Raw genomic sequence first — 25,126 nt, forward strand, 5'->3', positions numbered from 1 at the left:
CGCCCAGACCGGACCACCCCCAGACCGGGACCCGGCGTCCCCGTGACCACTCCGGGGACGCCGGAGTCCCCCCCTTCCCACACCGTCGCCGTTCCCGCACCGTCCCCTTCCCGCACGCCCCCGAAAGGACCACCACCGTGAAGACCAAGGCCGCCGTACTGTTCGACACCCACAAGCCGTTCGAGATCATCGAGCTCGACCTGGACGACCCGGGCCCCGGCGAGGTGCTCATCAAGTACACGGCCGCGGGCCTGTGCCACTCGGATCTACACCTGTCCGATGGCTCACTGCCGCCCCGCTTCCCGATCGTCGGCGGTCACGAGGGCGCCGGGATCATCGAAGCCGTCGGCGAGGGCGTCACCAAGGTCAAGCCCGGCGACCACGTGGTGTGCTCGTTCATCCCCAACTGCGGCGTCTGCCGCTACTGCTCGACCGGCCGGCAGAGTCTGTGCGACATGGGCGCCACGATCCTCGACGGCCACATGCCCGACGGCACCTTCCGCTTCCACTCCGGCGGGCAGGACTTCGGCGCCATGTGCATGCTCGGCACCTTCTCGGAACGCTCGGTCATCTCGCAGCACTCGGTGGTCAAGGTCGACGACTGGCTGCCGCTGGACAAGGCCGTGCTCGTGGGCTGCGGCGTGCCCTCGGGCTGGGGCACTTCGGTCTACGCCGGCGGCGTCCGTCAGGGCGACACCGTGGTGATCTACGGCATCGGTGGCCTGGGCATCAACGCGGTCCAGGGCGCCGTCCACTCGGGCGCCCGCCACGTCGTGGTGGTGGATCCAGTGCAGTTCAAGCGCGACGAGGCGCTGAAGTTCGGCGCGACCCACGCGTTCGCGAGTGCGGCCGAGGCCCACGCCGAGGTCGAGAAGCTCACCTGGGGTCAGATGGCCGACCAGGCGCTGATCCTCGTGGGCACCGTCGAGGAGCAGGTCGTCTCCGACGCGTTCGACGTGATCGGCAAGGGCGGCCGGGTGGTCATCACCGGCCTGGGAAACATGACGGACAAGACCGTGCAGGTCAGCGGCACCATGATGGCCCTGTTCGGCAAGACCATCACCGGCACGCTCTTCGGCTCCGCCAACCCGCAGTACGACATCGTCAAGCTCCTGCGGCTGTACGACGAGGGCAAGCTCAAGCTCGACGAACTCATCACCACCACGTACACGCTCGACCAGGTGAACCAGGGTTACCAGGATCTGCAGGCCGGGAAGATCATGCGCGGCGTGATCATCCACGACTCCTGATCTCCCACAACCCCCACAGACCGGAGCCGGTCGACCCCGCGGGACGGCGCCCCCGCCTTCTCGGTGATCGGCTCCTCCCCCCGACGCGCGTCGCCTCACCCCCTGGGCGGCGCGCGTCGGTGCGTCAGCCGGCAGTCGCTCTTGCCGCTGTGTGGCTGGCCTGCCGCAGCCGCTCCCGCCGCTGTGTGGCTGGCCTGCCGCAGCCGCTCCCGCCGATGGCGTCTCGCTCCCGCCGCTGCCCACCCAGCCCGCAGCCGCTCCTCACCATGGCGTCTCGCCCACCCTTCGGTGCGCGCGAGACGCCATCCCGGCGGGCGGCTGTGGCTGAGCGACTGTGGTCCCGGCGCATCGTGAGACGCGAGACGCCATCCCAGCGCGCGGCTGTGGCCGGGCGGCTGCGTCAGGGTGTGGGCGCGCCGCCGGTCACCGAGAGCGTGTTGCCGGTCGTGTACGACGACTCCTCCGAGGCCAGGTACACGTACGCGCCGGCCATCTCGACCGGCTGCCCCGGCCGACCGAGCGGGTTCTTCTGCCCGAAGTACGGCAGCTTCTCCGGCTTCTGCCCGCCCGTCACCTGCAGCGCGGTCCAGAACGGGCCCGGCGCGACGGCGTTCACGCGGATCCCCCGCGGCGCGAGCTGCTGCGCCAGCGCCTTGGACATCGTGTTGACCGCGGCCCGGGAGGTCGCGTAGTCCACCAAGCCCGGCGACGGGGTGTACGCCTGAACCGACGAGGTGAAGATGACGCTCGCCCCCGGCTGCAGATGACCGAGCGCCTCCTGCATCATCCAGAACGGCGCCGAGATATTGACGTTCATGGTCTCCGCCCACTGCTCGGAGCTCAGGTCCTCGAGGTTCTCGACGTAGGTCTGCCGGGCGGCGTTGAGCACCAGCACGTCGATGCCCCCGAGCCCGGCCACGGCGTCACGGACGATCCCCCGCGCCACCTCTTCGTCTCCGACGTCGCCAGGCAGCAGGACGCAGGTGCGGCCGGCCTCGCGGACCAACCGGGCGACCTCGTCCGCATCGGACTGCTCGGAGGGCAGGTATCCGATCGCCACGTCGGCCCCTTCGCGCGCGTACGCTATCGCCACCGCGCGACCGATGCCCGAGTCTCCGCCGGTGATGAGCGCGCGTCGGCCGGTGAGCCTCCCGTGACCGATGTAGGACGTCTCACCGTGATCGGCCGGCGGCTGAAGCTCGGAGGCGAGCCCCGGCACCGGCTGGGACTGCATCGGGATGTCGACCTCGTACTTTGTGCTGGGGTCGACGAGCGGCTGGGCGTTGGGATCGGTGGTCACGGCAGGCCTCCTGAGACGTCGGGGATTCCGACCGTACGCGTCCTGACCGGATGCGAGATGACGCCGGATCACCCACACTGCGGATACGACCGGATTCCATCGATTCGAAGGAGCAGCAAGCATGCCCCGTTACCGCGTAGTGGACCCCGACCAGAACGTCATCGAGGAGAAGGAGTTCGCTGACGACACCAAGGCGTACGACTGGTTCAAGACGGTCGAGGTCCCCGACGACGCGCTCGGGTACGCCATGGAGGTCGACATGGACGGCAAGTGGACCCGCTTCGAGATCAACGACGGCGGCACCAACACCTCCCCCGCCGCCGACGAGGGCACCGGCACCCCCTGATCTGGGAGCCCGCACGACGGGCAGTCGGCCCGCCCCGCTCGAGATCCGCTACTCCGCCTGCGGATCCGCTACCTCCACGGGAGTAGCGGAATCCGAAGCGGAGTAGCGGATTTCGGAAGGCATGACAGGCTCACCCCTTGACCAGTCCCCGTCCACGATGAGGTTCTGCCCGGTCACGGCGCGCGTCTCGCCCGATAGATGCGGTCGCGCACGGCCAGCGTCAGCGCGTCCAGGCGGGCGGCCTCTGCGAGAAGGTCGGCCACTCTGCTCGGACGGTCGGTGGTGCTGTCGACCAGGGCGTCGTTCGCCCGCTCCAGTAGGCGGGCGAACGCGGGGTCGCCGTCGAGGGCGTCCCTCACGGCGGGGTACTCGGCTTCGAGCGGGGTGCCGATGCCGAGCGTGGAGCGGAGTTCATACCAGCGGTCGAGGGTCGCGGCGAGCGCCTCGGAGGCCAGCGCGTGGGTGCGCCGCGCGGTGTCGACGGCGCGCTCGGCGGTGAGCTGCGCCGGGTCGGTCCCCCGGCTGAGCCGACGGTGGCGGGCGAGGTCCTCCAGTCCGGAGCGCACGAGCCATCCGGTCGACGCGATCCACGCGACCACACCGGCGAGGACCGCGAACACCACCAGCGCGAGGATCAGCGGCACGTCAGATCACCGCGTTGAGGACGAGCGTCAGCGGGACAGCCAGGAGCACCGCCGCCGAGAGGCCGGCCCCGATCAGTTTGCCCACGCCCGACCATCGGAGTTCGGAGCGTTCGGCCTCCAGCGCCGCGGGTGACAGCGGAGCCGCGAGGCGTCCGGCGGCGGAGGCCGCGGACTCGGCGACGGCGGGCCAGGTTCGCGGGACGTGCCGGTGCGGGTCGCTGCCGAGGTCGTCGGCGGCGAGGAGGGCTCGTTGCTCGTCCCATTCGGCGAGGCGCTGGTCGAGTTCGGCGACAGCGGCCTCGGCCTCGGCGATCCGGCGGCCCTCGGCCGTCCGCGAGAAGACCACCGAGGGGAACTGCATGACTCCAGCCTCCCCCACCCGACCGGCACCGGCAAGAGCGCGCACGTGTGAAGGTGCGCGGGCGCGCGGGCGCGCACGTGTGAGGGCGCGCGGGCGCGCGGGCGCGCACGTGTGAGGGCGCGCGGGCGCGCGGGCGCGCGGGTGTGAGGGCGCGCCCTCCGTGCGATCGGCGCCGCCGCGCCTCACCCCTTGACCAGTCCCCCGTCCACGATGAGGTTCTGCCCGGTCACGGCGCGTGCCCACGGGGAGGCGAAGAACAACACCGCGTCGGCGAGTTCGGCCGGGGTGATCGCGCGCCGCAGCGGCGTCCCCGAGGCGATGAGGTCGAACACCTCTTCAGGCGTAGCGGCGCTCGCGGCGGTCGTGCGCAGCAGACCGCCGGAGACCATGTTCACCGTGATGCCGTCCGGTCCCAGATCGGTGGCGAGGGTCCGGGTCAGCGACAGCGCGGCGGCCTTGGCTGCGGTGTAGTCGTGGTACGGCACGACGGGGTGCTGAAACAGATTGGTGCCGATGTTCACGATCCGTCCGAAGCCGACCTCCCGCATGCCCGGCAGCGTCGCCTGGGTGGTGGCGAGGGTGGCTTTCACGGCGCCGCGCAGTTGCGAGTCGAAGTCGCGCCAGGTCAGCGTCTCGGGTCGCGGGCGGGCGTCACCGTTGAACTCGAAATCGACCAGCGCGTTGTTGACGACCGTGGTGACGGGCGCGCCGAAGTGGCGACGGGCGGCGTCGACGAGGGCGTGCACCTCGTCGTCGGTGACGTCGGCGCGGAGTGCGACGGTGCGGTCCTCGCCGAGTTCACGGACGAGGTCGGCGGCGGCCGACTCGCTGCGGTGATAGTTGACGACGACGAGAGCGCCCTCTCTGGAGAAGGCGCGACTGATGTCCGCGCCGAGCCCGCGGGCGCCGCCGGTGACGAGGACGACCTGCTCGTCTATCCGCATGCTGTTGCCGATATCCATTGCCACTCACTTCCCGGTGGTCCCGGCGAGGGTGACGATGCGGCTCCGCTCCTCGACTGCGCAGGGCGCGGCGGATCGGCGACGGCACCGGGAGCCCCGTTGCGGTGGGGCGGGTGCCGTATCGACATTCCTTCGCTGGAACGACCCAGATCAGGTTCGACGGGTGTGATCTCAGCCGCCCGGGCGGGCAGCACCCCGTGTCGCCGACCACCATAGATCACCAGCCGACAGGGCGAGCGGTGACCACGTCGATCCGCTCGGTGGTGGTCATCCCGTGGTCATCCAGCGGTCTCGTACCTCGCCGCCAGCTTAGACAGCGTCTCCGTGATGCCCGCCGCGTTCCGCTCGGACATACCCACGATCTCGAAGAACCTGCCGAGCTTGGACGGCCGGTTGTCGAAGCTCTCGACGACCTTCGTCTTCCCGTCGCCGGCCGGGGTGAACTCCCAGCGCCACCGGTGACCTGCGGGGTGCGCCCACTCGATCACCTTCTCCACCGGGGTGTCGCGGTGCTCGGTGACCGTGCAGGTGATGCGGTACGGCACGCCGTACATGCGCATCGCGGTGGTGAACTTGGCACCGGGGCGCAGGGTGGTCGGCCCCCGGACGTTGTCGCGGACCGTTCCGGACCCGTCGACGAGTCCGTGCTTGCGTGGGTCGTTGAGGAGGGCGAACAGCTCGTCGGCGGGCGCGTTCACGGTCACGCTGCGGGCGACCACGCGCGGTCCGCGGTCGATTGTGCTGATGGCGGTCATGGTGAGGTGAGACCTTCCGGTTGGACTCGGCCTGGCGGCGAGCTCGGATGCTGTTCACCCCACCGTACGACCGCACTCCGACATCATGCGGTGCATCGTGTACGGCCAGCGGATCAGCGGACGGCCTTGAGCCCGACCACACCGCCGATGATCATGACGAGGAACAGCACCTTCATCGTAGAGGCGGGTTCCGCCCCGGTGGCCATGGCGTAGACGGCGGTCAGCGAGGCACCGATGCCGACCCACACCGCGTACGCGGTGCCCACGGGCAGCTCGCGCATCGCGTAGGCCAGACCGGCCATGCTCACGACAAGCGCGACGCCGAACACCACCGAGGGCCACAGCCGCGTGAACCCCTCCGAGCGGCCGAGCGCGCTGGCCCACACGGCCTCGAGAACTCCGGACAGAACGAGTACGACCCATGCCATGACGGCCTCCTGCGGGCCGTCTTGTCGCACACCGGGTACGGCACCCCTCTTCCGGAGGCCCCGGGCCGGGGCTCTGATCCCCAGGGTGACAGTCCCGGTGGTCGCGGACAACATCAGGTCCGTCACCTCGATAAGTCGCGCTATCCAAGGTGGCGTTCATGCGAGTGGGAACGGTCTCGGAGCTGTGGCGTTACCCCGTGAAGTCGATGTGCAGCGACGACGACCGGGTGCACGAGCTGCTCTCGGCCGCGCTGGGTCGTCGGGTCAGCCTGCATCCGCGCCGGCCGGCGGACCACCACGAGCACTACCGGCGCCTCGCCGTCGACGAGGCCTACCTGCGCGCTCTCACTCCGGGCACGATCCGCGAAGGCGACGACGTCCAGCTCGTCTGATCTCCGATCCGGTTCACGGCTTCACAGAAGAGCGGGCCCGTTCGTGGCTGGGTACGGTCAGGACCATGCCCCCTCTCCCCTCGTCCCCGACCCGACCGACACCCGCGGAACTGCAGGTCGCCGTAGTCGGCGCCGGCGCGATCGGCGGCGCCGTCATCGAGTCGCTCGAGCAGGGCCGGGTCCCGGGTGCGAGGCTCGGCGCGGTGCTCCGCTCGAGCAGCACGGAGAGCGAGATCGAGGCCGCCGTCGACGCGGCCGACGTGGTGGTGGAGGCCGGCAGCGTCGACGCGGCGGCGGAGTACATCCCGGGGGTCACCGCCACCGGCACGGACATCGTGGTGTGCTCGTGCGGCGTGTTCGCCCGCCACGACGACCCCCGAGACCTCCTCGCCGGAGGACCGGACACCGGTCGTGTGCTCGTACCGGCCGGGGCCATCGGGGGACTCGACGTCCTCGGGGCGGCCGCCCGCGCCGGGGCCTCCGATGCCACGGTCCGCCACTACACGATCAAGCGCCCCACGGCCCTGGACGTCGACGAGCAGCTCACCGAGCCTCGCGAGGTGTTCCGCGGCTCGGCCCGCCGGGCGGCGCTCGGCTTCCCGCGCACCTCCAACGCGTCCGTCGCGCTCGCGCTGGCCACCCTCGGCCTGGACCGGACCGAGGTGATCGTGGTCGCCGACCCGGACGTCGGACGCACCCGCCACGTCGTCGAGTGGGAGTCGCCGGTGGGCCGCTACGAGCTGCAGTTCGAGAACTCCGTCGACCCCGACTCCGGCGGCCGCACGTCCGCGATCACCGCCTGGTCGGTGGCGGACGTCCTGGGTGCCCTCGCGGCGGGCGCCGGACCGGGGGTCGTGGTGCTCACGGGTGGTAGACCGGTGGAAGGCCATGCGACGAGCCCCTAACGTGTGGGTTCCAGTCGATCGAGAGGTGCCTCATGGCCAACGCCCGACCGTCAGACCCCGACCCCGCGCAGAGCCCCGACGTGGACAGCCACGGCGCGGCCCCAGCCGGCATCACGCCGGACTCCGACTCCACCTCGTTGCAGTCGGACAGCGCCACCAGCAAGCAGGGCCCGACGGAACAGCAGAGCCCGACACCCCAGCCGGGCAACAAGAGCGCTTACGTGTGGATCGCGGTCATCGCCGTCGTCGTCCTCCTCGTCGTCATCGGCCTCGTCGGCTACGCGTTCGAAGTGTTCTGACGCAATGCCCGCCGCGTTCGACACAGTGATCGTCGGGGCGGGCAACGCCGGGGTCTCCCTGGCCGCCCGCCTCAGGCGCGACGGCTTACACAGCGTCGCGCTCATCGACCCGAGCCCCGTGCACCGGTACCGACCGATGCTCAACTACGCGGCGGCCGGGCGGGCCCGTATGTCCCGGTACGAACGACCGATGGCGACCGTCGTACCCGACGGCGTGGAGCTCCTCCCCCGGGCGGTGACCCGTGTCGACCCGGCCGAACGCACGGTCACCCTCGACACGGGAGCCACCGTCGGCTACCGCGACCTCGTGCTGTGCCCCGGCCTGACACCGCACTGGGACGCGATCCCGGGACTGCGGGAGGGCTACGTCGACGGGTGGGCGGTGTCCGCGCACGTACCCGAGTACGCTGGCCGGGCGTGCGCCGCCCTGGTCCGCGTCCGTGAGGGCACGGTGGTGTTCTCGGTTCCGCCCGAACCCGCCTCCTGCGGTGGGACCGTGCTCAAGGCGATGTTCCTGGCGTGTGACCGCTGGTTGCGCGAGGGCGTCCTCGACCGTATCGATGTGCATCTCGTGACCCCGTTCCGCGGGCTCCTCGGGCTCGAGCACGCCGATCGGAGGCTGCGCCCGTTCATCGAGCAGTACGGCATCACCGTTCACGAGCAGTCGCGCGTCGACTCCGTGGACCACCACGCCCGCACGGTGTCGGTGGACGGCCCGACGCCCGCGGCCATCGAGGACGTCCACCTGGCCTACGTCACCCCGCACACCCGTGCGCCCCGGTTCGTCGCCGACTCGGGGCTCGCCACCGACGACGTCGCCGCCCTGGTCGATGTCGACCCGGGCACCCTGCGCCACTCGCGCGTCGACACGGTGTGGGGCCTGGGTGACGCCGCGACGGTCGGGACCCGCCCGTCGGGTGGCGCACTGCGCGCGCAGGTCGGGGTGGTGGCCGACAATCTCCGCGCCGCCCGCGACGGTGGGGCGCTACGGGAGTACGACGGCTACACGGTCATCCCCGTCGCCGTGAGCAGGAACCGACTGGTGCTCGACGAGCACGACCGGGACGGTCGGCCAGCCCCCTCAGTGCGCGGGATCGACGTCACCGTCCCACGGCGGATCACGTACGCGTTCGACCGGTTCGTCCAGCCCGTCGTGTACTTCCGCAAGCTCCTGCGCGGACGCGTCTGAGCCGGCGGGCGTGCCCGGGTCGGCGGGCGCGGCCGGACGCGCCCTTCGCCACGCCCGCCGACCCCGCGCTGCTCAGTGCGTCGCCAGCTCGATGCTCTCCCTCCGTGCCCGCGGCAGTTCGCTGCCGCGCTGCAGGTCCACGCGCACGTGGTGCAGGGTCGCTCCCCGGACCAGGAACGCCCCCTCGTAGGCGGTGCTCACCGCGCTGCCGCGACTGCGGCCGATGTCCAGCGTCTCGTTCATGCTGAACATCGCTGGGGCCGTCACGGCGATGCGTCCCTGCCCGACCTGCTCGCCGTCGGCCCGCCGAAGGCGGACGAGGTGCCGAAGCCCACGTCGTCGAGCATGACGAGCAGGATGTTGGGCGCCGACTCCGGCGGCCGGACCTGCTCGACCCCCGGGAAGGGATCCTGCTGGTGGCGCCGGTCCACCTCCGCCGCGACGCGGGGCGCGAGTCGGCGGACCGGCAGGACGTGGCGGTCGAGGCTCGGGTCGTCAGGGCACGCGTTCACGCCGGCACGTCCCCGACGATCGCCACGCGCTCCATCACGCGTCGGTTCGGGAAGTAGTCGCTACACGCGTAGTGCTGCGTGGCGCGGTTGTCCCAGAACGCGACCGTGCCGGGCGCCCAGCGCAGGCGGACCTGGAAGTCGGGCATCTTCACCTGGTCCAGTAGCCGCCGGAGCAGCTCCCGCCCCTCGACGGGATCCACACCGTCGATCTCGGTGGTGAAGAGGCTGTTGACGAACAGCAGCTTGCGGCCGGTCTCCGGGTGCGTCCGGACCACCGGGTGGTGCTGCGGCGGGTACTGCGCCTGCATCTGCGCGAGCTTGTCCGGCGTCATCCCGAGGCCGAACGACGGGGTGAAGTCGTGCGTGGCGGTGAGCCCGTCGATCCGCTCCTTGATGTCGTCGGGCAGGGCGTCGTAGGCGTTGCCCATGTCTGACCAGAGGGTGTCGCCGCCGGCGTCGGGCACCTCGATCGCCCGGAGCACCGAGCCCAGGGGCGGGCGATCCTTCCAGGTCACGTCGACGTGCCAGATGTTCTCCATGCCCGGGTTGTCCTGGCCGCGGTCGAACCGGACGACCTCGGGGATCCCGCCCTGGTCGAGGATCGGGTGGACCTCCAGCTCGCCCCAGTGGGCGGCGAAGTCGCGATGCTGGTGGGCGGTGAGGTGCTGCTGGTCGCGGAAGAAGAGGACCTTGCGTTCGAGGAGCGTGGTCTTGAGCTCGGCGATCTGCTGGGGCGTCGGGGCGGCGAGGTCCACGCCCTCGATGTCGGCGCCGATGAACGGCGTGACCGGCCGCACGCCGATGTGCTCGTAGGTGGCGGGCGGCGCATCGTCGGCACGGAGCCGGAGGCGCTTGGGACCGAACTCGATCTGGTGATCGCCGATGGTGACCTGCATGGGGGTTCCTCTCGTGGCCGCGGTGCGCGGGCGGTGGGCGGGAGTCGGCAGCGACCGTAGACATCTGTCTACAGCCGGACCTATCGAGACTGTAGACGTTCGTCTACAGTCGTGTCCATGGAACGCCCCACACCAGATCGCCCCGTCGGCCGTGACGCCGTCCGCCGCGCCGTCCTGGGCACGGCCCGACGGGTCTTCGCCGCCCGCGGACCACGTGCGCCACTGCGCCTGGTGGCCGAGGCGGCTGGGGTCAACCTCGGCCTCATCCACCGGCACATCGGCAACAAGGACGACCTGCTGGCAGCGGTGCTCGAGGACGGGCTGCGCCACGGCGCCGCCCGGGTGGCCGAGCACGATGACGCCGGCCGGGCCGTCCGCTCGATGCTCACCGGGGCCACCGCCAACCCGGACTTCAGCCGGCTCCTGGTGTGGCTGTCGCTGGACCCCGACTCGGTGGCGCGCCCGCTCCTCGACGCCTCGACCCGCCCCGCCCGCGCGGTGGCCCGCATGACCGATCCGCCGCCCGCCGGGGACCTGCACCTCGCCCTCGCGCTCACGGTGATCTACGCCTGGCCCGTGCTGCGCGACCAGATCCTCGACGTCCTGGAGATCCCGCCCGCCGAGCGCGCGGACGTGGACGACCGGATGGCCGCGCTGCTGTCCGAGGTGGTCACCGGTGTGAGCGCGGAGGGACGACCGTGATGACGACGACGAGGACGACGACGAGCTCGTGCTGCGCACCGGCGGGCCCGCCCGGGCAGCAGGAGCCGGACCGTCCGGCCACGCGGTCCCGGGAGTCGACCCGCGGCCGCGAGGGCCGCAGCACCGCGGGGCGGGGCGCGGACCGACCCCGGCGGCAGGTGGTGGTGCCCGCGGGCACCTTCCTCATGGGCGACCACTTCGACGAGGGGTATCCCGACGACGGCGAGCTGCCGGTGCACGAGGTGAGCGTCCGCGCGTTCCGGATGGACGAGTGCGCGGTGACCAACGCGCAGTTCGCCACGTTCTGCAAGGACACGGGGTACGTCACCGAGGCTGAGCGCGTGGGGGTGTCCCCGGTGTTCCACCTCGCCGTCGAGGCCGCCCCCGGTGACGTCCTCCACCGGCTCGACACGACGCCGTGGTGGGTGGCCGTGCGCGGGGCGGACTGGCGGCATCCCGGGGGCCGCCGGTCCTCCATCACGGGACTGCAGAACCACCCGGTCGTCCAGGTGTCCTGGAACGATGCGACGGCCTATTGCGACTGGGCGGGCGCGCGCCTGCCCACCGAGGCGGAGTGGGAGTTCGCGGCCCGAGGCGGCCTGGCCGGGGCCCGCTTCCCGTGGGGCGATGAGCTGACCCCGCGGGGGCGCTGGAACCTCAACGTGTGGCAGGGGCGGTTCCCCACGCACAACACGCTGGACGACGGCCACCTCACGACCGCGCCCGTGCGGGCGTACCGCCCCAACGGCTACGGGCTGCACCAGATGGTCGGCAACGTGTGGGAGTGGTGCGCGGACGTGTTCGACCCGGGCTACTACGCGGTCTCACCACGCGAGGACCCGCGGGGCCCGCTCCCGGGCGGGGGCCCCGACCCGGACCGTGCCGCGGCCACCGCCGCGGACCCTGCCCCGGACGGCGACACCTGGCGGGTGATGCGCGGCGGGTCCTACCTGTGCCACGACTCGTACTGCTACCGCTACCGGGTGGCGGCACGGTCGGCCAATACGGCCGGGTCAGCGACCGCCAACCTCGGCTTCCGCTGCGTTCGCGACGTGTGAGCCTGGACCGGCCGCACCCTGCCCGGCCCGCAGCGCCGCCTCGACCATGTCGTAGAGGTGGGCCACGACCTTCTCGAAGTCGGTGTTGACCACCGTGCTGCTGGCGTCGCGACGGTCCTCGTAGACCGCCAGCGCGCCGGTGAACATCTGCGTGGCCAGATCGATCCGCTCGAACGCCACCCGCCGCGGCAGGTGTGAACACACGTCGATGAGCCGCACCACCACGTCGTCGGTCGCCGTGCGCAGCCGCACCTCCGGCGCCTCGGGGCCCATCACCGGACCCACCCGCTGCAGGAAGCGCGCGTAGTGGGTGGCGTCCGGCGACGCCCGCAACAGCTCGACGATCGGCTCGAACAGGACCCGCACCAGCGAGGCGAGGTCCGTGCCCAGGCCGTGCTCGTCGATCTCGGCGAGCCGCTGCTGCCGCACCGAGTCCAGGGCGGTCAGCCTGCGCCGCAGCACCTGCCGGATGAGCCCGTCCCGGCCCCCGAAGTGGTATTGCACCGCCGAGTTGTTCCGTTGCCCGGCGGCCGTCGCGACGTCGCGCATCGACACGCGGTCGAGGCCGCGTTCCCCGATCAGCTTCTCGGCGATCTCGATCATCGCCGTCTTGGCGTCCCTGCTCTGGGAGGCGCCGTTCGCCCCGGCGTCGTCCGGGACCTCGTTCGTCCGCTCCATCGGACCCACTCCTCTACGCCTTCATCCTCGACCGACTGCGTCACGGCCGCGTCGGCCGGCCCCGGCGGGCCGGCGGTTCGGATCAGGTCTTGGCCGCGCCGGGGCTCCACTTGCGGCCGGCCGCCTCGCCCAGCTGGTTGAAGCTCAGGACGGTGAGGAACAGCACGAACGCCGGGATACCTACGAGGTAGGGATACCGCTCGAAGTCGGGCTGGCCGGCGCTGATCATGTTGCCCCAGGTCGGTTCGGGGCGGGGAATGCTCAGTCCCAGGTAGCTCAGCGACGCCTCGGCCACGATGAGCACCGCGACCAGCATGAAACTGTAGGACAGCACGGGCGCCACGATGTTCGGGGCCACCTCGCGCAGCATGATGCGGATCTCGCCGGCGCCGAGCGAGCGGGCGGCCGTGACGAACTCGCGGCCTGCGAAGCTCATGGCGTTGGCGCGCACGAGTCGCGGGTACGAGGGCACCACCATGACGCCCAGGGCGAGCGTGACGTTGAGCAGTGTCGGCTCGAGGACCGTGACGATCGCGATGAGCAGGATCAGGGACGGGAACGCGAGCAGCACGTCACTGATGATGGACACGACGCGGTCGGCCCAGCCGCCCTTGTAGCCGGCGATGAGACCGAGCGTGCCGCCGATCAGACCACCGATGACGACGCCGCCGATACCCACGGTGATGGAGACCCTGGCGCCGTAGAGCAGGCCGCCGAGGATGTCGAGGCCCTGACGGCGTCGAAGCGCGTGGCGACCATCGCGTTCAGCTGCGGGTCGAGGGCCTCGATGCGCGCGATGGCGTCCTCGAGCACCTCGGCGGCGGCGGTGACTCCGGAGGCGATGTCGGCGGCCAGGGCGAGCGCATCGCGGCCAGCGGCATCGGAGCCGCCCGGGGCGACGGGAGTGTCGGTGCCGCTCGGGGCGACGGGGGTGTCGGTGCCGCCGGCGGCGGCGGGGGTGTCGGTCACGGCGGGGGCCTTTCGGTGCGGGGCGTCAGGCGCCCGGGGGGGCGGGTCGGGGGACGACGGCGACGACGACGAGGTCAGCCCCAGCGCGACTGCCCGCCATCGAGCGGGATGGTCGCGCCGGTCAGATACGAGGCCTCTGCCGAGCAGAGCCAGGCGACGGGTCGGCCGATGTCGGCGACGGGGTCACCCACCCGGCCGGCGGGGATGCCGGCGATGAACTCGGCGGCCTCCTCCGGGTTGTTGTCCATCCACCAGTCGAGCCCGGGGCTGTGGGCGTGGGGCGCCACGTTGAGGGCGCGGATGCCGTCGGCGGCCCATTCGTAGGCTGCGGCGCGGGTCAGGGCGCGGACCGCCTCTTTCACGGCGGCGTAGATGCCGTAGTTGGCGGCGTCCCAGCGCACGGCGGCGGAGGTGACGAGGTTGATGACGGTGCCGCCGCCGCGCTCTGCCATCTCGGGGCGGGCGAGCTTCATGAGGCTCAGCGTGACGCGGGGGCCGCCCTCGAAGGCGGTGCGGAAGTCGTCGTCCGGGTAGTCGGACAGCGGCAGGGGCATGGCCATGTTGGCGTTGTTGACGAGGATGTCGACGCCGCCGAGTCGCTCGACTGCAGTGGAGATGATGGTCTCGGGGGCGTCCTCGGCGGTGATGTCGGTGGCCAGGCATTCGGCGGTGCCGCCGGCGGCACGGATCTCCTCGGCGACGCGCTCGAGCTTGTGCATCTTGCGGCCGACCAGCAGGACGGCGGCGCCGGACTCGGCGAGGCCGAGCGAGATACCGCGGCCGACGCCCTGCCCGCCGCCGGTGACGATGGCGACTTTGCCGGCCAGGCGGGTCGAGGTGTCCTGGGCCGGGGCGTTCTGGTTCGCGGGGCTCTGGTCTGCGGGGCTCTGCGGTGTGTCGGTCATGGGGTCCTCCGTGGGTGGTGCGGTGACGGGTGGGTCGTGCGGTGACGGGCGGGTGACACTCACGCGGTGACGATGGTGAGCAGGCCTGCGATCACCACGAGGACGATCACGGCCGAGCGGAACAGGTGGGTGGGCAGGCGTCGGGCGATCGCGATGCCCAGCTGGTTGGCCGTGATCCCCGCGACGACGCACGCCGCGAGGAGCGGCCACAGGCCGGGCAACGCGATCCCCGTGCCCGACCACAGCAGCGCGAGCGAGACGATGCTCGTGATGACGAAGTAGCCGGCGAGGTCCGCGATGAAGCTCAGCGGCGGGATCTTCGCGCGGCCCAGCAGCAGGACGACGGGTGGGCCGTTCAGCGAGGTGGTGGTGGAGAAGTACCCGCCGATCGCGCCGGCGGCCGGCTTGAGGTGTTGATCCGGGAGCAGCGTGACGGTCTGCACGCCCAGCCAGGCCCCGGGCACGGACGCCGAACCCAAGACGGCGACGCGCCGCCAGTCGATGTGCTCGCGCAACTGCACGGTGACGCCCACGCGGGTGATGAGCGCGACGACCAGGTTGACCACCACCGTCTCCGCGAGGCCGATGCTCGCGGTGAGCATGAGCGGCGTGGCGATGAGCGAGGTGCCGAACCCGGTGGCGCCGCCGATCACCGAGGCTGCGGCCACGCACAGGGCGGCGATGACGATCAGGTCCACTCGTCACCGTCACGGCCGTCGGCTGCGCTGTCGATCCGGGAGGTCTGCGCCGCCGTCACTTCTCGTCGGCGGGGGCCAGGTGGTTGTCGTTGAGCCGGAAGCTGGGCACGTCCTTGAGGTTGATCATGGCCTCGTAGGTACGCGTGTAACCGGTGCGGGTGATCACCCAGCGGCCGTCGACGCGGGCGTAGGCGTCGTCGTAGAAGGCGCTGCCGAAGATGAAGGTGTCGTACTCGGGCACGATCACCCGGTCCTGCAGGTACCAGCGGCCGCTGGCGGTGTCGCCGTCGATCTCGATCTCGGGGTGGTGGGCCTGGTGCTCGGTGATGACACCGTCGGTCATCTGCTGCTGCAGCCCGGCCACGACCTCGTCTCGGCCGGTGTAGCTCAGGCGCTTGCCGTATGACGCGGTGACCTCGGGCGCGAGGGTCTGGGCGAGCTCGTCCCACAGCCGGAGGTCGACGCAGCGCAGGTAGCGGTATTTGAGGGCCTTGATGGCGTCGATGTCGTCGCGGCGGCCGGTGGTGGTCATGAGGGCCTTTCGCACGGGTGGGGGCGCACGGATCGCGCGCTCCCCCAGACTGTAGTCAATTGTGTACAGTCCGGGAATGGAAACCGGGAAGAACGCCGCCGATGCCCGCCCGACCGGTCGCGACGAGGTCCGCTCGGCGGTCCTGCGCGAGGCCCGTCGACTGCTGTCGGAGCGCGGGCCACACGTCCCACTGCGCGACATCGCGGACGCGGCGCAGGTGAACCTCGGGCTCATCCACCGGCACATCGGCCGTAAGGACGCGCTGATCACCGCGGTGATGCAGGACGCGGTGCGGTTCGGCGCGGCGCGACTCGAGAACCTCGACGACGCTGGCGAGGCCGTGCGCGGGATGCTGCTCGGCGCCTCCTCACGCCCGGAGATCAGCAGGCTGTTGGCATGGCTGGCGTTGGACCGCGATGCCGCGTTCCCGCCGATGCTAGATCCCTCCCAGCGGCCGGCCGCCGCGCTGCGCCGGATGAGCTCTCCCCCGCCGGCCGGTGACGTCGAGCTGCTACTGGCGTTCACTGCCGTCTACGGGTGGCCGGTGTTGCGCGGGGCCCTGCTCGACGCGCTCGATATCCCCGAGTCCGAGCGCGACGGCATCGACGAACGCCTCGCCGATCTGCTGGCCAGGGTCGTCACCGGCGAGCGCTGAACTCGCCGTCACCGCCGCGAACCCCGCAGCCTCATCCCTCAGCCCGCGCCCCCTCGTTCACCTAGGGTGGCGGGGTGATCCGTTCCCTTGCCGCTCGCCTCTTCTGGCGCTTCAGCCGCTGGACGCTGTCCACCAGCCCCGGCCCGGATCGACCGACGATCCTCCTCGGCGCCCCACACACGTCCAACTGGGACTTCGTATTGATGCTCGGCATCGCATGGCGTCTGGGCATCGACGTTCACTGGCTGGGCAAGGCCAGCCTCTTCTCCGGCTGGCGCGGGCCGCTCATGCGGGCGCTCGGCGGGGTCGCCGTGGACCGCGGGAGCCCGGCCCGGGTCGTGGAGGACATGGTCCGGCAGGTCCACGCCGGAGAAACGTTCTGCCTGGTCATCACGCCGGACGGCACGCGCAGTGGGCACTCACGCTGGAAGTCCGGCTTCTACCGGATCGCGCGGGAGACGGGCCTCCCGGTGACGCTCGGGTACGTCGATCGGGCCACCATGACGACCGGGCTGGGGCCCACGATCGAGCTGACAGGCGACGTCGCGGCGGACATGGACCGCATCCGCGCGTTCTACGCGGACAAGGCCGGCTTCCACCCGGACAGACGCGTCGAGCCGCGGCTGGCCGACGAAACCAGCACGCTGGACGTGGAGCAGCCCGACCCCTGAGTGTCGCCGCACGCCCGGGAGTCCGGTGAGGCCAGGTGCGGCCCAGTCGGCCCACCGTCCCGCGCCCCTATGCGGGACACTGACGTCATGGACGACCTGCGAGTCCCCCCGGGGCCCGGCGCTTCCCGCGGTCTCGTGATCCCGACCGGAGAACTGCTCGAGCGGTTCTCCCGGTCGTCGGGCCCGGGCGGGCAGCACGTCAACACCGCCGATTCGCGGGTCCAGCTCAGCCTCGATCTCGCCACGACGACGGCCCTGGACGAGCCTCAGCGCACCCGGGCGCTTCAGGCGCTCGCCGCGAGGTTGTCGGGCTCCGTCCTCACCGTGGCCGTGGAGCAGAACCGCTCCCAACGGCGCAACCGCGCTACGGCACGGCAGCGACTCGCCGACCTGCTGCGCGACGCCGTGGCGCCGCCGGCCCCCAGGAGACCGACCAGGCCCACCCTCGGCTCGCGCCGCCGACGACTCCAGCGCGAACGTCGACGCGCCGAAATCAAGCGCAATCGCCGACGCCCCGACCTCGACTGATCGCCTTCCACGCGCCCCTCGCCGAGGTGCGAATCGGTGCCTGCCGGCGAACCCCGCATGCCCGACGACACGATCGAGTCTCCGTTACCGCCGGACGAATGCCTCGGCCAACAGGGCGTGCGACCGTCGGCGGGCGGCCGCGTCGGGCGCGAAAGCCCTTCGGCGAGTTCGCCAGCTTCACTCGCACTCCTCATCTCGCGGATTCCACCGCGATTTCGGACCTTGTCACAGCTGCTCACAACGGTAGCGTGGGCGCATGAGCACTTCCGAGATGATCAGGTCCCATCCGAATCCGACCGACGGGCTCGACGTCAAGCTGCTCGCAGAGGCCCTCGAGGCGTCCGCAGCGTGCGCGACGATCTGCTCGTCATGCGCGGACGCCTGCCTGGGCGAGGAGTCGGTCGCTGACCTGCGCGACTGCATCCGCACCGATCTCGACTGCGCCGACGTCTGCGCCGCCACCGCAGCGCTGCTCAGCCGCCGCACCGGCAGCAACCTCGAGGTGGTCAAGGCGCAGCTGGTGGCGTGCCGGACCGCCTGCGCGGCCTGCGCCGACGACTGCGAGCAGCACGCCGACATGCACGAGCACTGCCGACTGTGCGCCGAGGCGTGCCGTCGGTGCGAGAAGGCGTGCGCTGATCTCCTCGCCGCGATCGGCTGACCGGCGCGGGCGGAGCGGAACCGCTGCGCGAACGGCTTACAGCGCGTGCTCCTGGAGGGGTCGACCGTGTGCGTCCAGCAGGGGGTCAGTCCCCCGCCGGTGCCGTCGGTGCGCCACAGGTAGCACACGCCGGTCCGCACACCGCGGCCGCGGGCGCCATCTCCGCGCTCACCGGGCGGCGTGGATGACGACGACGAGCTCGCCCTCCCAGGAGGGGCTTTCAGGAGTCGTGCGAGGGGCAGCATCCAGGTGACCGTCAGGGATTCGGAGTCCTTCCGCGTCGGGATGAGTCGGTGACCGGGGGGTGTCCCCCCGAGACTCGCGTGACGTGGGTCGGGGTGACCCTGATCCCGACCCGGATCTTCGGTCCGCACGGCGTGGACATGCGGCGGTGGGGGTTATGTTGGTGGGAGTCCCACCCGGCCCCGAGTCTCGAATCGAGTCACCATGAACGAGCAGTACCCGCGGCGGCAGGACGGGCCGTGGACCGAGGACGGCCACGACGACCGGGGCCGCTCGGCGCTGCCGGACCATCTGAACCCCACCGAGCAGTTCCCCACGGCGTCGTACCCGGCGGAGCAGTTCCCTACCGAGCGCCCGCCGTTCGCGCGACCGGTCGAGCCGCTGGCCCACGAGGGCGGTTTCCCCTACGGCATGCCGCCGGCCGCGCCGTACGGGGCACCCTCGCCGTACGGGTACGGCGACCCGTACATCCCGCAACACCTGCACGTGCCCCCTCCGCAGTTCCGACCGGGCCCGTACCCGCAGCAGTTCGGCTACCCGCCGATGCAACAGGCCGTCTACGTGCACGGTGCCCCGGCGAAGCGGGTCAACCACGCCCTGCACCTGGTCCTGACGATAGTGACGTTCGGGCTCTGGCTTCCGGTGTGGATCATCCTGGCGATCGCCAACTCCTGACGCGCCCCGGCCAGCGCACGGAAGTCCTCCCGCACGCCTGGGTCGACCGCTGCCTCGCGCGGTCCGACGCGCTGTCCAGTGGCGCGGCCGGCGAGAGGCTGCTAGACGTGGAGGTCCACGCGCCCCCACGCCACGAGGAGGACGAGATGATCACCGAGAACCCCATCGACCCGGACGAGTACACCCCGGGCCCTGATTCGGTCACCGCTCCCGAGGAGTACGAGCCCGAGGTGACCGTCGACGACCCCTTCCGCGAGGCCGACCCGGCGGACGTCGCGGAGCAGGCTATCGAACTACCCGACGACGACGGCGACTCTGAAGGCGACGACGACGAGGTCGTCTGACTCCCGGCCGACCGGCATCGGGGGGGGCCGCGCGTTCACGCCGGCCCCCCGGTTGATCGGCGGCCACCTTTGCGCGCGACTCGTCTTTTCCGCTACTCTGACTCCACCAGAAGGGGAGTATCCCTCACACGCATCGTCGTCACTACGGCCCCGGGCCCGGCGGAGCGGGCCACACATCGTCAGTGGCCGGGAGAGACCTTCGATCACCCACTGATCGAAAGGTCCCCGTTATGGACACCCCGCTCTGGCTCTGGTTCGCCGTCATCGCCTTCATCGTCGTGATGCTTGCGATCGACCTCGTCGCACACCGCCGGGCACACGTCATCGGCGTGAAGGAAGCGGCCACGTGGTCGGCGGTCTGGATCGCGCTCGGAGTCGGTTTCGGCGCGATCGTCTGGGCCGTCTGGGGCGCTGACTTCGGCCAACAGTATTTCGCCGGCTACCTCATCGAGAAGTCCCTGGCCGTGGACAACGTCTTCGTCTGGGCGATCATCTTCGCCCACTTCGCGGTGCCCCCACAGTTCCAGCACCGGGTCTTGTTCCTCGGTGTGCTGGGCGCTCTGATCTTCCGCGGGATCTTCATCGCCGGCGGCGCAGTGCTGATCGCCAACTTCTCCTGGGTGCTCTACATCTTTGCCGCGTTCCTGCTGTACACGGGCTTCCGCATGATCCGTCAGCGCGACGAGCACCTCAACCCCGACCAGTCCAGGGTCCTCGGGGCGTTCCGCCGGTTCGTGCCGATGACCGACACCTTCCACGGACAGCGACTGCTGGTCCGCAAGGGCGGACTGATCATGGCCACTCCCCTGCTGGCAGTGCTCGTGCTGGTCGAGACGACTGACATAGTGTTCGCCGTCGACTCCATTCCCGCCATCTTCGCCGTCACCGACGAGGTGTTCCTCGTCTTCACCGCCAACGCGTTCGCGATCCTGGGGCTGCGCGCGATGTACTTCCTACTCGCCGATCTGGTCCATCGGTTCGTGTACCTCAAGCTCGGCCTGGCGTTGGTGTTGATGTGGGTGGGCGTGAAGATGCTGCTGAAGATCGACGTCTACTACATCCCGACCCCGCTCTCGCTGGCCGTCATCGCCACGATCCTCACCGTGTCGGTCGTGGCGAGCCTGAGGGCGACGCGCGGGCAAGACCGGCGGAGCCTCCCGACCCCGGCCGAGCCGCCGTTCCGCATCGCGACCCCGGATGAGGACGCAGAGCTCGAGCCGCTGTTCGGCCGCGCGCGCTCCCGCCATCGCTCGGAACGTCCCGCCGCCGGACCGCCACGCTGACGGATGAAAGCGGCCGCGAAAGCCGTTCGGGACCGACTTCGCGACTGCGGTTCTCGGCCCGCTCCGCGGAACGCGTGACGGCTTATAACTTCTCATCGACAGGGGTAGGGTCGGGCTCAACGCCGGTGAGCCCCTCACTCGCACGGCTCCATCGGCGCCATCTAAGGAAGGGGCCGATCATGAGTGTCAACAGTTTCAATTCGCGAGACGCGCTTGCAGTCGGAGGCGTCGACTACGAGATCTACCGACTCGACCGCGTCTCCGCCGAGGTACCACTCCCCTACAGCCTGAAGATCCTGCTGGAGAATCTTCTGCGCAACGAGGACGGCCGCGTGGTGACGGCCGAGCAGGTGGAGGCGCTCCAGCAGTGGAATCCCCGTAATCAGGTGGATCGGGAGATCCAGTACACGCCCGCCCGCGTCCTCATGCAGGACTTCACCGGAGTGCCGTGCGTCGTCGACCTGGTCGCGATGCGCGACGCGATCACCGATCTGGGCGGGGACGCCAAGAAGATCAACCCGCTGATCCCCGGTGAGCTCGTGATCGACCATTCGATCATCGCCGACGTCTTCGGCCGTCCGGACGCCTTCCAGGTCAATGCCGACCTCGAGTTCGGACGGAACCAGGAGCGCTACCAGCTCCTGCGGTGGGCGCAGGAGTCGTTCGCCGACTTCCTCGTGGTCCCGCCGAATACGGGCATCTGCCACCAGGTCAACCTCGAGTACCTGTCCCGGGTCGTCTTCACCCGCGAGGGCACCGAGGGCATGATCCAGGCTTACCCGGACACGCTGGTGGGCACCGACTCGCACACACCGATGGTCAACGGCCTCGGCGTGCTGGGCTGGGGCGTCGGCGGCATCGAGGCCGAGGCGGCTCTGCTCGGCCAGCCGATGAGCATGCTCATCCCGGAGGTCATCGGACTCAAGCTGACCGGTGAACTGCGGGAGGGCACGACCGCGACGGACCTGGTCCTCCACGTCGCGGAGTTGCTGCGCAAGACAGGCGTGGTCGGCAAGTTCGTCGAGTTCTTCGGACCCGGCGTCTCCAGCGTGCCGCTGGCCAACCGGGCCACGCTCGGCAATATGAGCCCGGAGTACGGGGCGACGTGCGCGATCTTCCCGATCGACTCGGAGACGCTCGACTACCTGCGGCTGACCGGCCGGTCCGAGGAGCAGATCGAGTTGGTCGAGGTCTACGCCAAGGAGCAGGGGCTCTGGCACGACCCGGACAATCCGGCCGAGTACACCCAGGTCATCGAGCTCGACCTGACGAGCGTCGAGCCGTCGATCGCGGGTCCCCGGCGCCCGCAGGATCGGATCGAGCTGAGCGAGGCGCCGGCCGTGGTCATCAGCAACCTCGCGGAGGAGAAGGAACGGTCCGGGGGGCGGCCCGGCAGCGTGGACGACGCCGCGGAGGACACCTTCCCGGCCAGCGACCCGATCGCTTTCAATCCCGATACGGCGACGGACGAGCCGCCGCGCCACTACTCCGAGGAGCAGCTCACCGCCAACGCCAAGCTCGGCTGGCCCAGTGATCCGGCGGAGGTCCTACTCGGCGGCGACTCCCCGGTGACCGTCGACCACGCGGACGTCGTCATCGCGGCGATCACCTCGTGCACCAACACGTCAAACCCCTCGGTGATGATCGGCGCGGCACTGCTCGCCAAGAAGGCGGTCGAGAAGGGACTCGCGCCCAAACCGTGGGTCAAGACGACCCTGGCCCCCGGCTCCCGCGTGGTGACCGACTACTACGAGCGGGCCGGCCTCACCCCGTACCTGGAGCAGCTGGGCTTCGACCTGGTCGGGTACGGCTGCACGACGTGCATCGGCAACTCTGGGCCTCTGACGCCGGCCGTCAGTAAGGCGGTCAACGACAAGGACCTCAACGTCGCGGCGGTCCTGTCCGGCAACCGCAACTTCGAGGGGCGCATCCACCCCGAGGTCAAGATGAACTTCCTGGCGTCCCCACCGCTGGTCATCGCCTACGCCCTCGCCGGGACCATGCGAAAGAACCTGCTCGAGGACCCGTTGGGGACCGGCTCCGACGGGGAGCCGGTCTACCTCCGCGACATTTGGCCCAGCTCGGCCGAGATCAAGGAGGTCGTCGACGCCAACCTCGAGGCCGACATGTTCACCAAGGGCTACGCCGACGTCTTCACGGGCGACGAGAACTGGCGCGGGATGAGCGTGCCGGAGGGCGACAAGTTCGACTGGAACGAGGACTCCACGTACATCCGGCGGCCACCGTACTTCGACGGCATGTCCGCAGAGCCGGAGCCCATCGGCGACATCACTGGCGCCCGCGTGCTGGCGCTTCTCGGCGACTCGGTGACGACCGACCACATCTCTCCGGCCGGTGCCATCAAGGCCTCCTCGCCCGCCGGGAAGTACCTACAGGAGCAGGGCGTCGAGCCGGCGGACTTCAACTCGTACGGGTCGCGGCGCGGCAACCACGAGGTGATGATCCGCGGCACCTTCGCGAACGTGCGTCTGCGCAACCAGCTGGCGCCCGGCACCGAGGGCGGCGTCACGACCCACTTCCCCAGCGGCGAGCAGACCAGCATCTACGATGCGTCGATCCGCTACGCCGAGGAGGGCGTGCCGCTGGTCGTCATCGCCGGCGCCGAGTACGGCTCCGGCTCGTCGCGCGACTGGGCGGCCAAGGGCACGAAGCTCCTCGGGGTCAGGGCCGTGATCGCGGAATCGTTCGAGCGGATCCACCGGTCGAACCTCATCGGGATGGGCGTCCTGCCGCTGCAATTCCCCGAGGGCGAGTCCGCTTCGAGCCTCGGGTTGAAGGGCGACGAGGTCTTCTCCATCACCGGACTCGACGGCCAGGATTCCGTCCCGGGCGAGGTGACGGTCCGCGCGGGCGAGGGCGACGACGCGATCGAGTTCACCGCGAAGGTTCGCATCGACACCCCGGCGGAGGAGACGTACTACCAGCACGGCGGCATCTTGCCGTACATGCTGCGGCAGATGCTCTGACTCGGACGGTAGAGCCGCCCACGGGGAAAGAACGGGGCGACGACGAGAGCTTCCACGCCCGAGGCCTCGCTGGGACCGGACTCGGCCGACTGGCCGCGTCCGCCCCTGCGGGGTTTGCCCGCAGGGGGGTTCACCGACGCGTCATGTGTCGAGGTCGCGCGTGCGCATCGTGAGCTCGTGGCCTGGCGGGACGGGGCCCAGGTTGCCGCGCGAGCCACCGTTACGCGCGCCGTCGTACTTGACGGCCTGGTAGTCGGCGAGGTCGACCGTCCTGCCGTTCTTCCGGCGGGCGACGATAGTCCAGTCGGGTCCTGACCGTCGCGCGATAACTCCCCACTTCCCTGTCGGGAGTTCGGAGTGATCGATCGCACGCTCAATCGTCTTGAAGTCTGACGAGACTCCCCGGGGAGAGGACCCCGGCGCGCAGTAGTGCTCGAACGTGGGCCACCACGCCCACACCAGCGACTCGGCCATGGCTGGGGCGACGGTCGGATCCGGCGAGGTGCCTTGTCCGGTGTCGCTACTCGCGACAGGCCTCTTCCCACCCACGACCTCAGCGACTTCGAGAAGCGCTCGCCGCAATCTGACCCTCCCTTCACGGTTGTTGAGTCCGCGTTGCGACGGATGAGGGACGTCCTCCGGGATATGCAACCCGGGCAGCGAGAGCCCGGTGCGCTTCCACCCGTCCCGAGCGTGCTCGCCCATGAGCAAGACCACCCGGAGGTCCGGAAGGAGGTCGACGAGTTCACGCAACCAGGCAGCGCCGCGTTCGCGCTCGTCGGGTGACGAACCGCCGTTCTTAACTCCGGCGATCGGTGCGGGCGCTACGTTCCAGTGCACGAAGAGACCCGGTGCCAGTTCGAGGTCGTTGTAAAAGGCCGCGCAGTTCCTCGCTGTCCGGTCGTCGTTCTCCAGACTGAGCAGACCGGAACCGGTACCCGCCTCCGCCTTGGTCGAGGGATTGTCGAGCAGCACCAGGACCCGGGCCTCGACGCCGCCGAGCTGCGGGTCCACGTACGGTACCGACCCGCGATCGATGCCTTCCGCGTCCGCGATCGCATCCGCCAGCGCGTTGACCGCCGCGACATGAGGGTCCCGCAGGTGGCTCTTCTTCAGCGCTAAAGCGTGTGCGTCGGCGTTGCGACCGGGGACGAAGGGCCCGGTTCGCATGTCGGCGAGAGTGATTCCTGCTGTGGTGTAAGGCTCGTCCATGCACTCAGCCTGACATGCGTCTACGACAGCAACATCCCGATCAGCACTCACCCGGGGCCGCGACGTCGCCCGCATTGTTCGCATCC

The 25,126-nt window shown here is 70.5% G+C and carries 32 protein-coding genes and 2 riboswitches; of the genes, 16 read left to right on the plus strand and 16 right to left on the minus strand.

Annotation, left to right across the window (positions count from 1 at the left end):
• Positions 1 to 137 precede the first annotated feature (137 nt).
• Positions 138 to 1,250, plus strand: coding sequence for an NDMA-dependent alcohol dehydrogenase (locus VYL96_RS12515; protein ID WP_131886002.1), 1,113 nt, complete (start codon positions 138 to 140; stop codon positions 1,248 to 1,250).
• 400 nt (positions 1,251 to 1,650) lie between these two features.
• On the opposite strand, the gene VYL96_RS12520 is transcribed toward VYL96_RS12515, so the two are convergent.
• Positions 1,651 to 2,550: an SDR family oxidoreductase gene (locus VYL96_RS12520; RefSeq protein WP_131886003.1), complete on the minus strand. Its 900-nt coding sequence runs from the start codon at positions 2,548 to 2,550 to the stop codon at positions 1,651 to 1,653.
• A 121-nt stretch (positions 2,551 to 2,671) separates the two neighbouring features.
• Between VYL96_RS12520 and VYL96_RS12525 the strand changes: the two genes are divergently transcribed.
• The gene (locus VYL96_RS12525; protein ID WP_007627087.1) at positions 2,672 to 2,896 is read left to right on the plus strand and encodes a hypothetical protein; all 225 of its coding nucleotides are present in this window, start codon (positions 2,672 to 2,674) and stop codon (positions 2,894 to 2,896) included.
• Positions 2,897 to 3,069: 173 nt separating this feature from the next.
• Here VYL96_RS12525 and VYL96_RS12530 read toward each other — a convergent pair whose 3' ends face one another.
• The 5 genes from VYL96_RS12530 to VYL96_RS12550 all read right to left on the minus strand — a co-directional run bounded on the left by VYL96_RS12530 (position 3,070) and on the right by VYL96_RS12550 (position 6,046).
• Complete coding sequence (locus VYL96_RS12530) at positions 3,070 to 3,540, minus strand: hypothetical protein (RefSeq protein ID WP_061230092.1); 471 nt, start codon at positions 3,538 to 3,540, stop codon at positions 3,070 to 3,072.
• A gap of 1 nt (position 3,541) precedes the next feature.
• On the minus strand, positions 3,542 to 3,901 hold the full coding sequence (locus VYL96_RS12535; RefSeq protein WP_131886004.1) for a hypothetical protein: 360 nt from the start codon (positions 3,899 to 3,901) through the stop codon (positions 3,542 to 3,544).
• 182 nt (positions 3,902 to 4,083) lie between these two features.
• Complete coding sequence (locus VYL96_RS12540; protein ID WP_131886041.1) at positions 4,084 to 4,845, minus strand: 3-oxoacyl-ACP reductase; 762 nt, start codon at positions 4,843 to 4,845, stop codon at positions 4,084 to 4,086.
• Between the two features lie 128 nt (positions 4,846 to 4,973).
• A riboswitch (TPP riboswitch) is annotated at positions 4,974 to 5,071 on the minus strand.
• Between the two features lie 70 nt (positions 5,072 to 5,141).
• On the minus strand, positions 5,142 to 5,618 hold the full coding sequence (locus tag VYL96_RS12545) for an SRPBCC family protein (protein ID WP_131886005.1): 477 nt from the start codon (positions 5,616 to 5,618) through the stop codon (positions 5,142 to 5,144).
• Between the two features lie 113 nt (positions 5,619 to 5,731).
• A complete protein-coding gene (locus VYL96_RS12550) occupies positions 5,732 to 6,046 on the minus strand; it encodes a DMT family transporter (RefSeq protein ID WP_131886006.1) in 315 nt (104 codons plus the stop codon).
• Between the two features lie 10 nt (positions 6,047 to 6,056).
• Positions 6,057 to 6,123, minus strand: a riboswitch (guanidine-III (ykkC-III) riboswitch).
• 81 nt (positions 6,124 to 6,204) lie between these two features.
• Here VYL96_RS12550 and VYL96_RS12555 point away from each other — a divergent pair.
• The 4 genes from VYL96_RS12555 (at position 6,205) to VYL96_RS12570 (ending at position 8,831) form a co-directional block, all read left to right on the plus strand.
• Complete coding sequence (locus VYL96_RS12555; protein ID WP_131886007.1) at positions 6,205 to 6,438, plus strand: hypothetical protein; 234 nt, start codon at positions 6,205 to 6,207, stop codon at positions 6,436 to 6,438.
• A 65-nt stretch (positions 6,439 to 6,503) separates the two neighbouring features.
• Positions 6,504 to 7,343 (plus strand): aspartate dehydrogenase domain-containing protein, encoded by an 840-nt coding sequence (locus tag VYL96_RS12560; RefSeq protein ID WP_131886008.1) that lies wholly within the window; start codon positions 6,504 to 6,506, stop codon positions 7,341 to 7,343.
• Positions 7,344 to 7,375: 32 nt separating this feature from the next.
• Positions 7,376 to 7,642: a DUF6480 family protein gene (locus tag VYL96_RS12565; protein ID WP_061915464.1), complete on the plus strand. Its 267-nt coding sequence runs from the start codon at positions 7,376 to 7,378 to the stop codon at positions 7,640 to 7,642.
• Positions 7,643 to 7,646: 4 nt separating this feature from the next.
• Entirely contained in the window at positions 7,647 to 8,831 is a 1,185-nt protein-coding gene (locus VYL96_RS12570; protein ID WP_131886009.1) for an NAD(P)/FAD-dependent oxidoreductase, read from the plus strand.
• A 72-nt stretch (positions 8,832 to 8,903) separates the two neighbouring features.
• Here VYL96_RS12570 and VYL96_RS12575 read toward each other — a convergent pair whose 3' ends face one another.
• From VYL96_RS12575 to VYL96_RS12585, 3 genes are read right to left on the minus strand one after another with little or no spacing between them, the layout of a single operon-like run.
• Positions 8,904 to 9,074 (minus strand): hypothetical protein, encoded by a 171-nt coding sequence (locus VYL96_RS12575; protein ID WP_329437556.1) that lies wholly within the window; start codon positions 9,072 to 9,074, stop codon positions 8,904 to 8,906.
• 20 nt (positions 9,075 to 9,094) lie between these two features.
• On the minus strand, positions 9,095 to 9,343 hold the full coding sequence (locus VYL96_RS12580) for a hypothetical protein (RefSeq protein WP_131886010.1): 249 nt from the start codon (positions 9,341 to 9,343) through the stop codon (positions 9,095 to 9,097).
• Positions 9,340 to 10,239, minus strand: coding sequence for a TauD/TfdA dioxygenase family protein (locus tag VYL96_RS12585; RefSeq protein WP_131886011.1), 900 nt, complete (start codon positions 10,237 to 10,239; stop codon positions 9,340 to 9,342). The genes VYL96_RS12580 and VYL96_RS12585 overlap by 4 nt, the downstream gene beginning before the upstream one ends.
• A 117-nt stretch (positions 10,240 to 10,356) precedes the next feature.
• Between VYL96_RS12585 and VYL96_RS12590 the strand changes: the two genes are divergently transcribed.
• Both VYL96_RS12590 and VYL96_RS12595 read left to right on the plus strand, forming a co-directional pair.
• Complete coding sequence (locus VYL96_RS12590) at positions 10,357 to 10,941, plus strand: TetR/AcrR family transcriptional regulator (protein WP_243699730.1); 585 nt, start codon at positions 10,357 to 10,359, stop codon at positions 10,939 to 10,941.
• A 185-nt stretch (positions 10,942 to 11,126) separates the two neighbouring features.
• Positions 11,127 to 11,999 (plus strand): formylglycine-generating enzyme family protein, encoded by an 873-nt coding sequence (locus VYL96_RS12595; RefSeq protein WP_456237604.1) that lies wholly within the window; start codon positions 11,127 to 11,129, stop codon positions 11,997 to 11,999.
• Here VYL96_RS12595 and VYL96_RS12600 read toward each other — a convergent pair.
• The 6 genes from VYL96_RS12600 to VYL96_RS12625 all read right to left on the minus strand — a co-directional run bounded on the left by VYL96_RS12600 (position 11,955) and on the right by VYL96_RS12625 (position 15,781).
• Positions 11,955 to 12,677, minus strand: a complete 723-nt coding sequence (locus VYL96_RS12600) for a TetR/AcrR family transcriptional regulator (protein ID WP_131886014.1) — start codon at positions 12,675 to 12,677, stop codon at positions 11,955 to 11,957. The genes VYL96_RS12595 and VYL96_RS12600 overlap by 45 nt on opposite strands.
• An 82-nt stretch (positions 12,678 to 12,759) precedes the next feature.
• The gene (locus tag VYL96_RS12605; RefSeq protein ID WP_243699731.1) at positions 12,760 to 13,356 is read right to left on the minus strand and encodes an ABC transporter permease; all 597 of its coding nucleotides are present in this window, start codon (positions 13,354 to 13,356) and stop codon (positions 12,760 to 12,762) included.
• The gene (locus VYL96_RS12610; RefSeq protein WP_207913577.1) at positions 13,323 to 13,646 is read right to left on the minus strand and encodes a hypothetical protein; all 324 of its coding nucleotides are present in this window, start codon (positions 13,644 to 13,646) and stop codon (positions 13,323 to 13,325) included. Before VYL96_RS12610 ends, VYL96_RS12605 begins: the two co-directional genes overlap by 34 nt.
• Positions 13,647 to 13,720: 74 nt before the next feature.
• Positions 13,721 to 14,551: an SDR family NAD(P)-dependent oxidoreductase gene (locus VYL96_RS12615; protein WP_131886015.1), complete on the minus strand. Its 831-nt coding sequence runs from the start codon at positions 14,549 to 14,551 to the stop codon at positions 13,721 to 13,723.
• Positions 14,552 to 14,610: 59 nt separating this feature from the next.
• Entirely contained in the window at positions 14,611 to 15,249 is a 639-nt protein-coding gene (locus VYL96_RS12620; RefSeq protein WP_131886016.1) for a sulfite exporter TauE/SafE family protein, read from the minus strand.
• Between the two features lie 55 nt (positions 15,250 to 15,304).
• Positions 15,305 to 15,781 carry a nuclear transport factor 2 family protein gene (locus VYL96_RS12625; protein WP_131886017.1) on the minus strand — a complete coding sequence of 159 codons (477 nt, stop codon included), beginning with the start codon at positions 15,779 to 15,781 and terminating at the stop codon, positions 15,305 to 15,307.
• Between the two features lie 76 nt (positions 15,782 to 15,857).
• Between VYL96_RS12625 and VYL96_RS12630 the strand changes: the two genes are divergently transcribed.
• From VYL96_RS12630 to acnA, 8 genes are all read left to right on the plus strand, one after another.
• A complete protein-coding gene (locus tag VYL96_RS12630) occupies positions 15,858 to 16,436 on the plus strand; it encodes a TetR/AcrR family transcriptional regulator (RefSeq protein ID WP_131886018.1) in 579 nt (192 codons plus the stop codon).
• A 74-nt stretch (positions 16,437 to 16,510) separates the two neighbouring features.
• Entirely contained in the window at positions 16,511 to 17,107 is a 597-nt protein-coding gene (locus VYL96_RS12635) for a 1-acyl-sn-glycerol-3-phosphate acyltransferase (protein ID WP_131886019.1), read from the plus strand.
• Between the two features lie 87 nt (positions 17,108 to 17,194).
• Positions 17,195 to 17,635, plus strand: a complete 441-nt coding sequence (arfB, locus tag VYL96_RS12640) for an alternative ribosome rescue aminoacyl-tRNA hydrolase ArfB (RefSeq protein ID WP_131886020.1) — start codon at positions 17,195 to 17,197, stop codon at positions 17,633 to 17,635.
• Positions 17,636 to 17,891: 256 nt separating this feature from the next.
• Positions 17,892 to 18,296, plus strand: coding sequence for a four-helix bundle copper-binding protein (locus VYL96_RS12645; protein WP_109149213.1), 405 nt, complete (start codon positions 17,892 to 17,894; stop codon positions 18,294 to 18,296).
• 447 nt (positions 18,297 to 18,743) lie between these two features.
• Positions 18,744 to 19,214 (plus strand): hypothetical protein, encoded by a 471-nt coding sequence (locus VYL96_RS12650; protein WP_131886021.1) that lies wholly within the window; start codon positions 18,744 to 18,746, stop codon positions 19,212 to 19,214.
• Between the two features lie 146 nt (positions 19,215 to 19,360).
• Positions 19,361 to 19,558, plus strand: a complete 198-nt coding sequence (locus tag VYL96_RS12655; protein WP_243699732.1) for a hypothetical protein — start codon at positions 19,361 to 19,363, stop codon at positions 19,556 to 19,558.
• A gap of 230 nt (positions 19,559 to 19,788) precedes the next feature.
• Positions 19,789 to 20,841, plus strand: coding sequence for a TerC family protein (locus VYL96_RS12660; RefSeq protein WP_131886023.1), 1,053 nt, complete (start codon positions 19,789 to 19,791; stop codon positions 20,839 to 20,841).
• A gap of 179 nt (positions 20,842 to 21,020) precedes the next feature.
• Entirely contained in the window at positions 21,021 to 23,828 is a 2,808-nt protein-coding gene (gene acnA, locus VYL96_RS12665; protein WP_131886024.1) for an aconitate hydratase, read from the plus strand.
• A 141-nt stretch (positions 23,829 to 23,969) separates the two neighbouring features.
• Here the strand turns inward: acnA and VYL96_RS12670 are convergent, their stop codons facing one another.
• Positions 23,970 to 24,998, minus strand: a complete 1,029-nt coding sequence (locus VYL96_RS12670) for a uracil-DNA glycosylase family protein (protein ID WP_329437572.1) — start codon at positions 24,996 to 24,998, stop codon at positions 23,970 to 23,972.
• Between the last annotated feature and the right edge of the window lie 128 nt (positions 24,999 to 25,126).

Source organism: Dietzia maris (assembly GCF_036287335.1).
GTDB classification, from domain to species: domain Bacteria; phylum Actinomycetota; class Actinomycetes; order Mycobacteriales; family Mycobacteriaceae; genus Dietzia; species Dietzia cinnamea.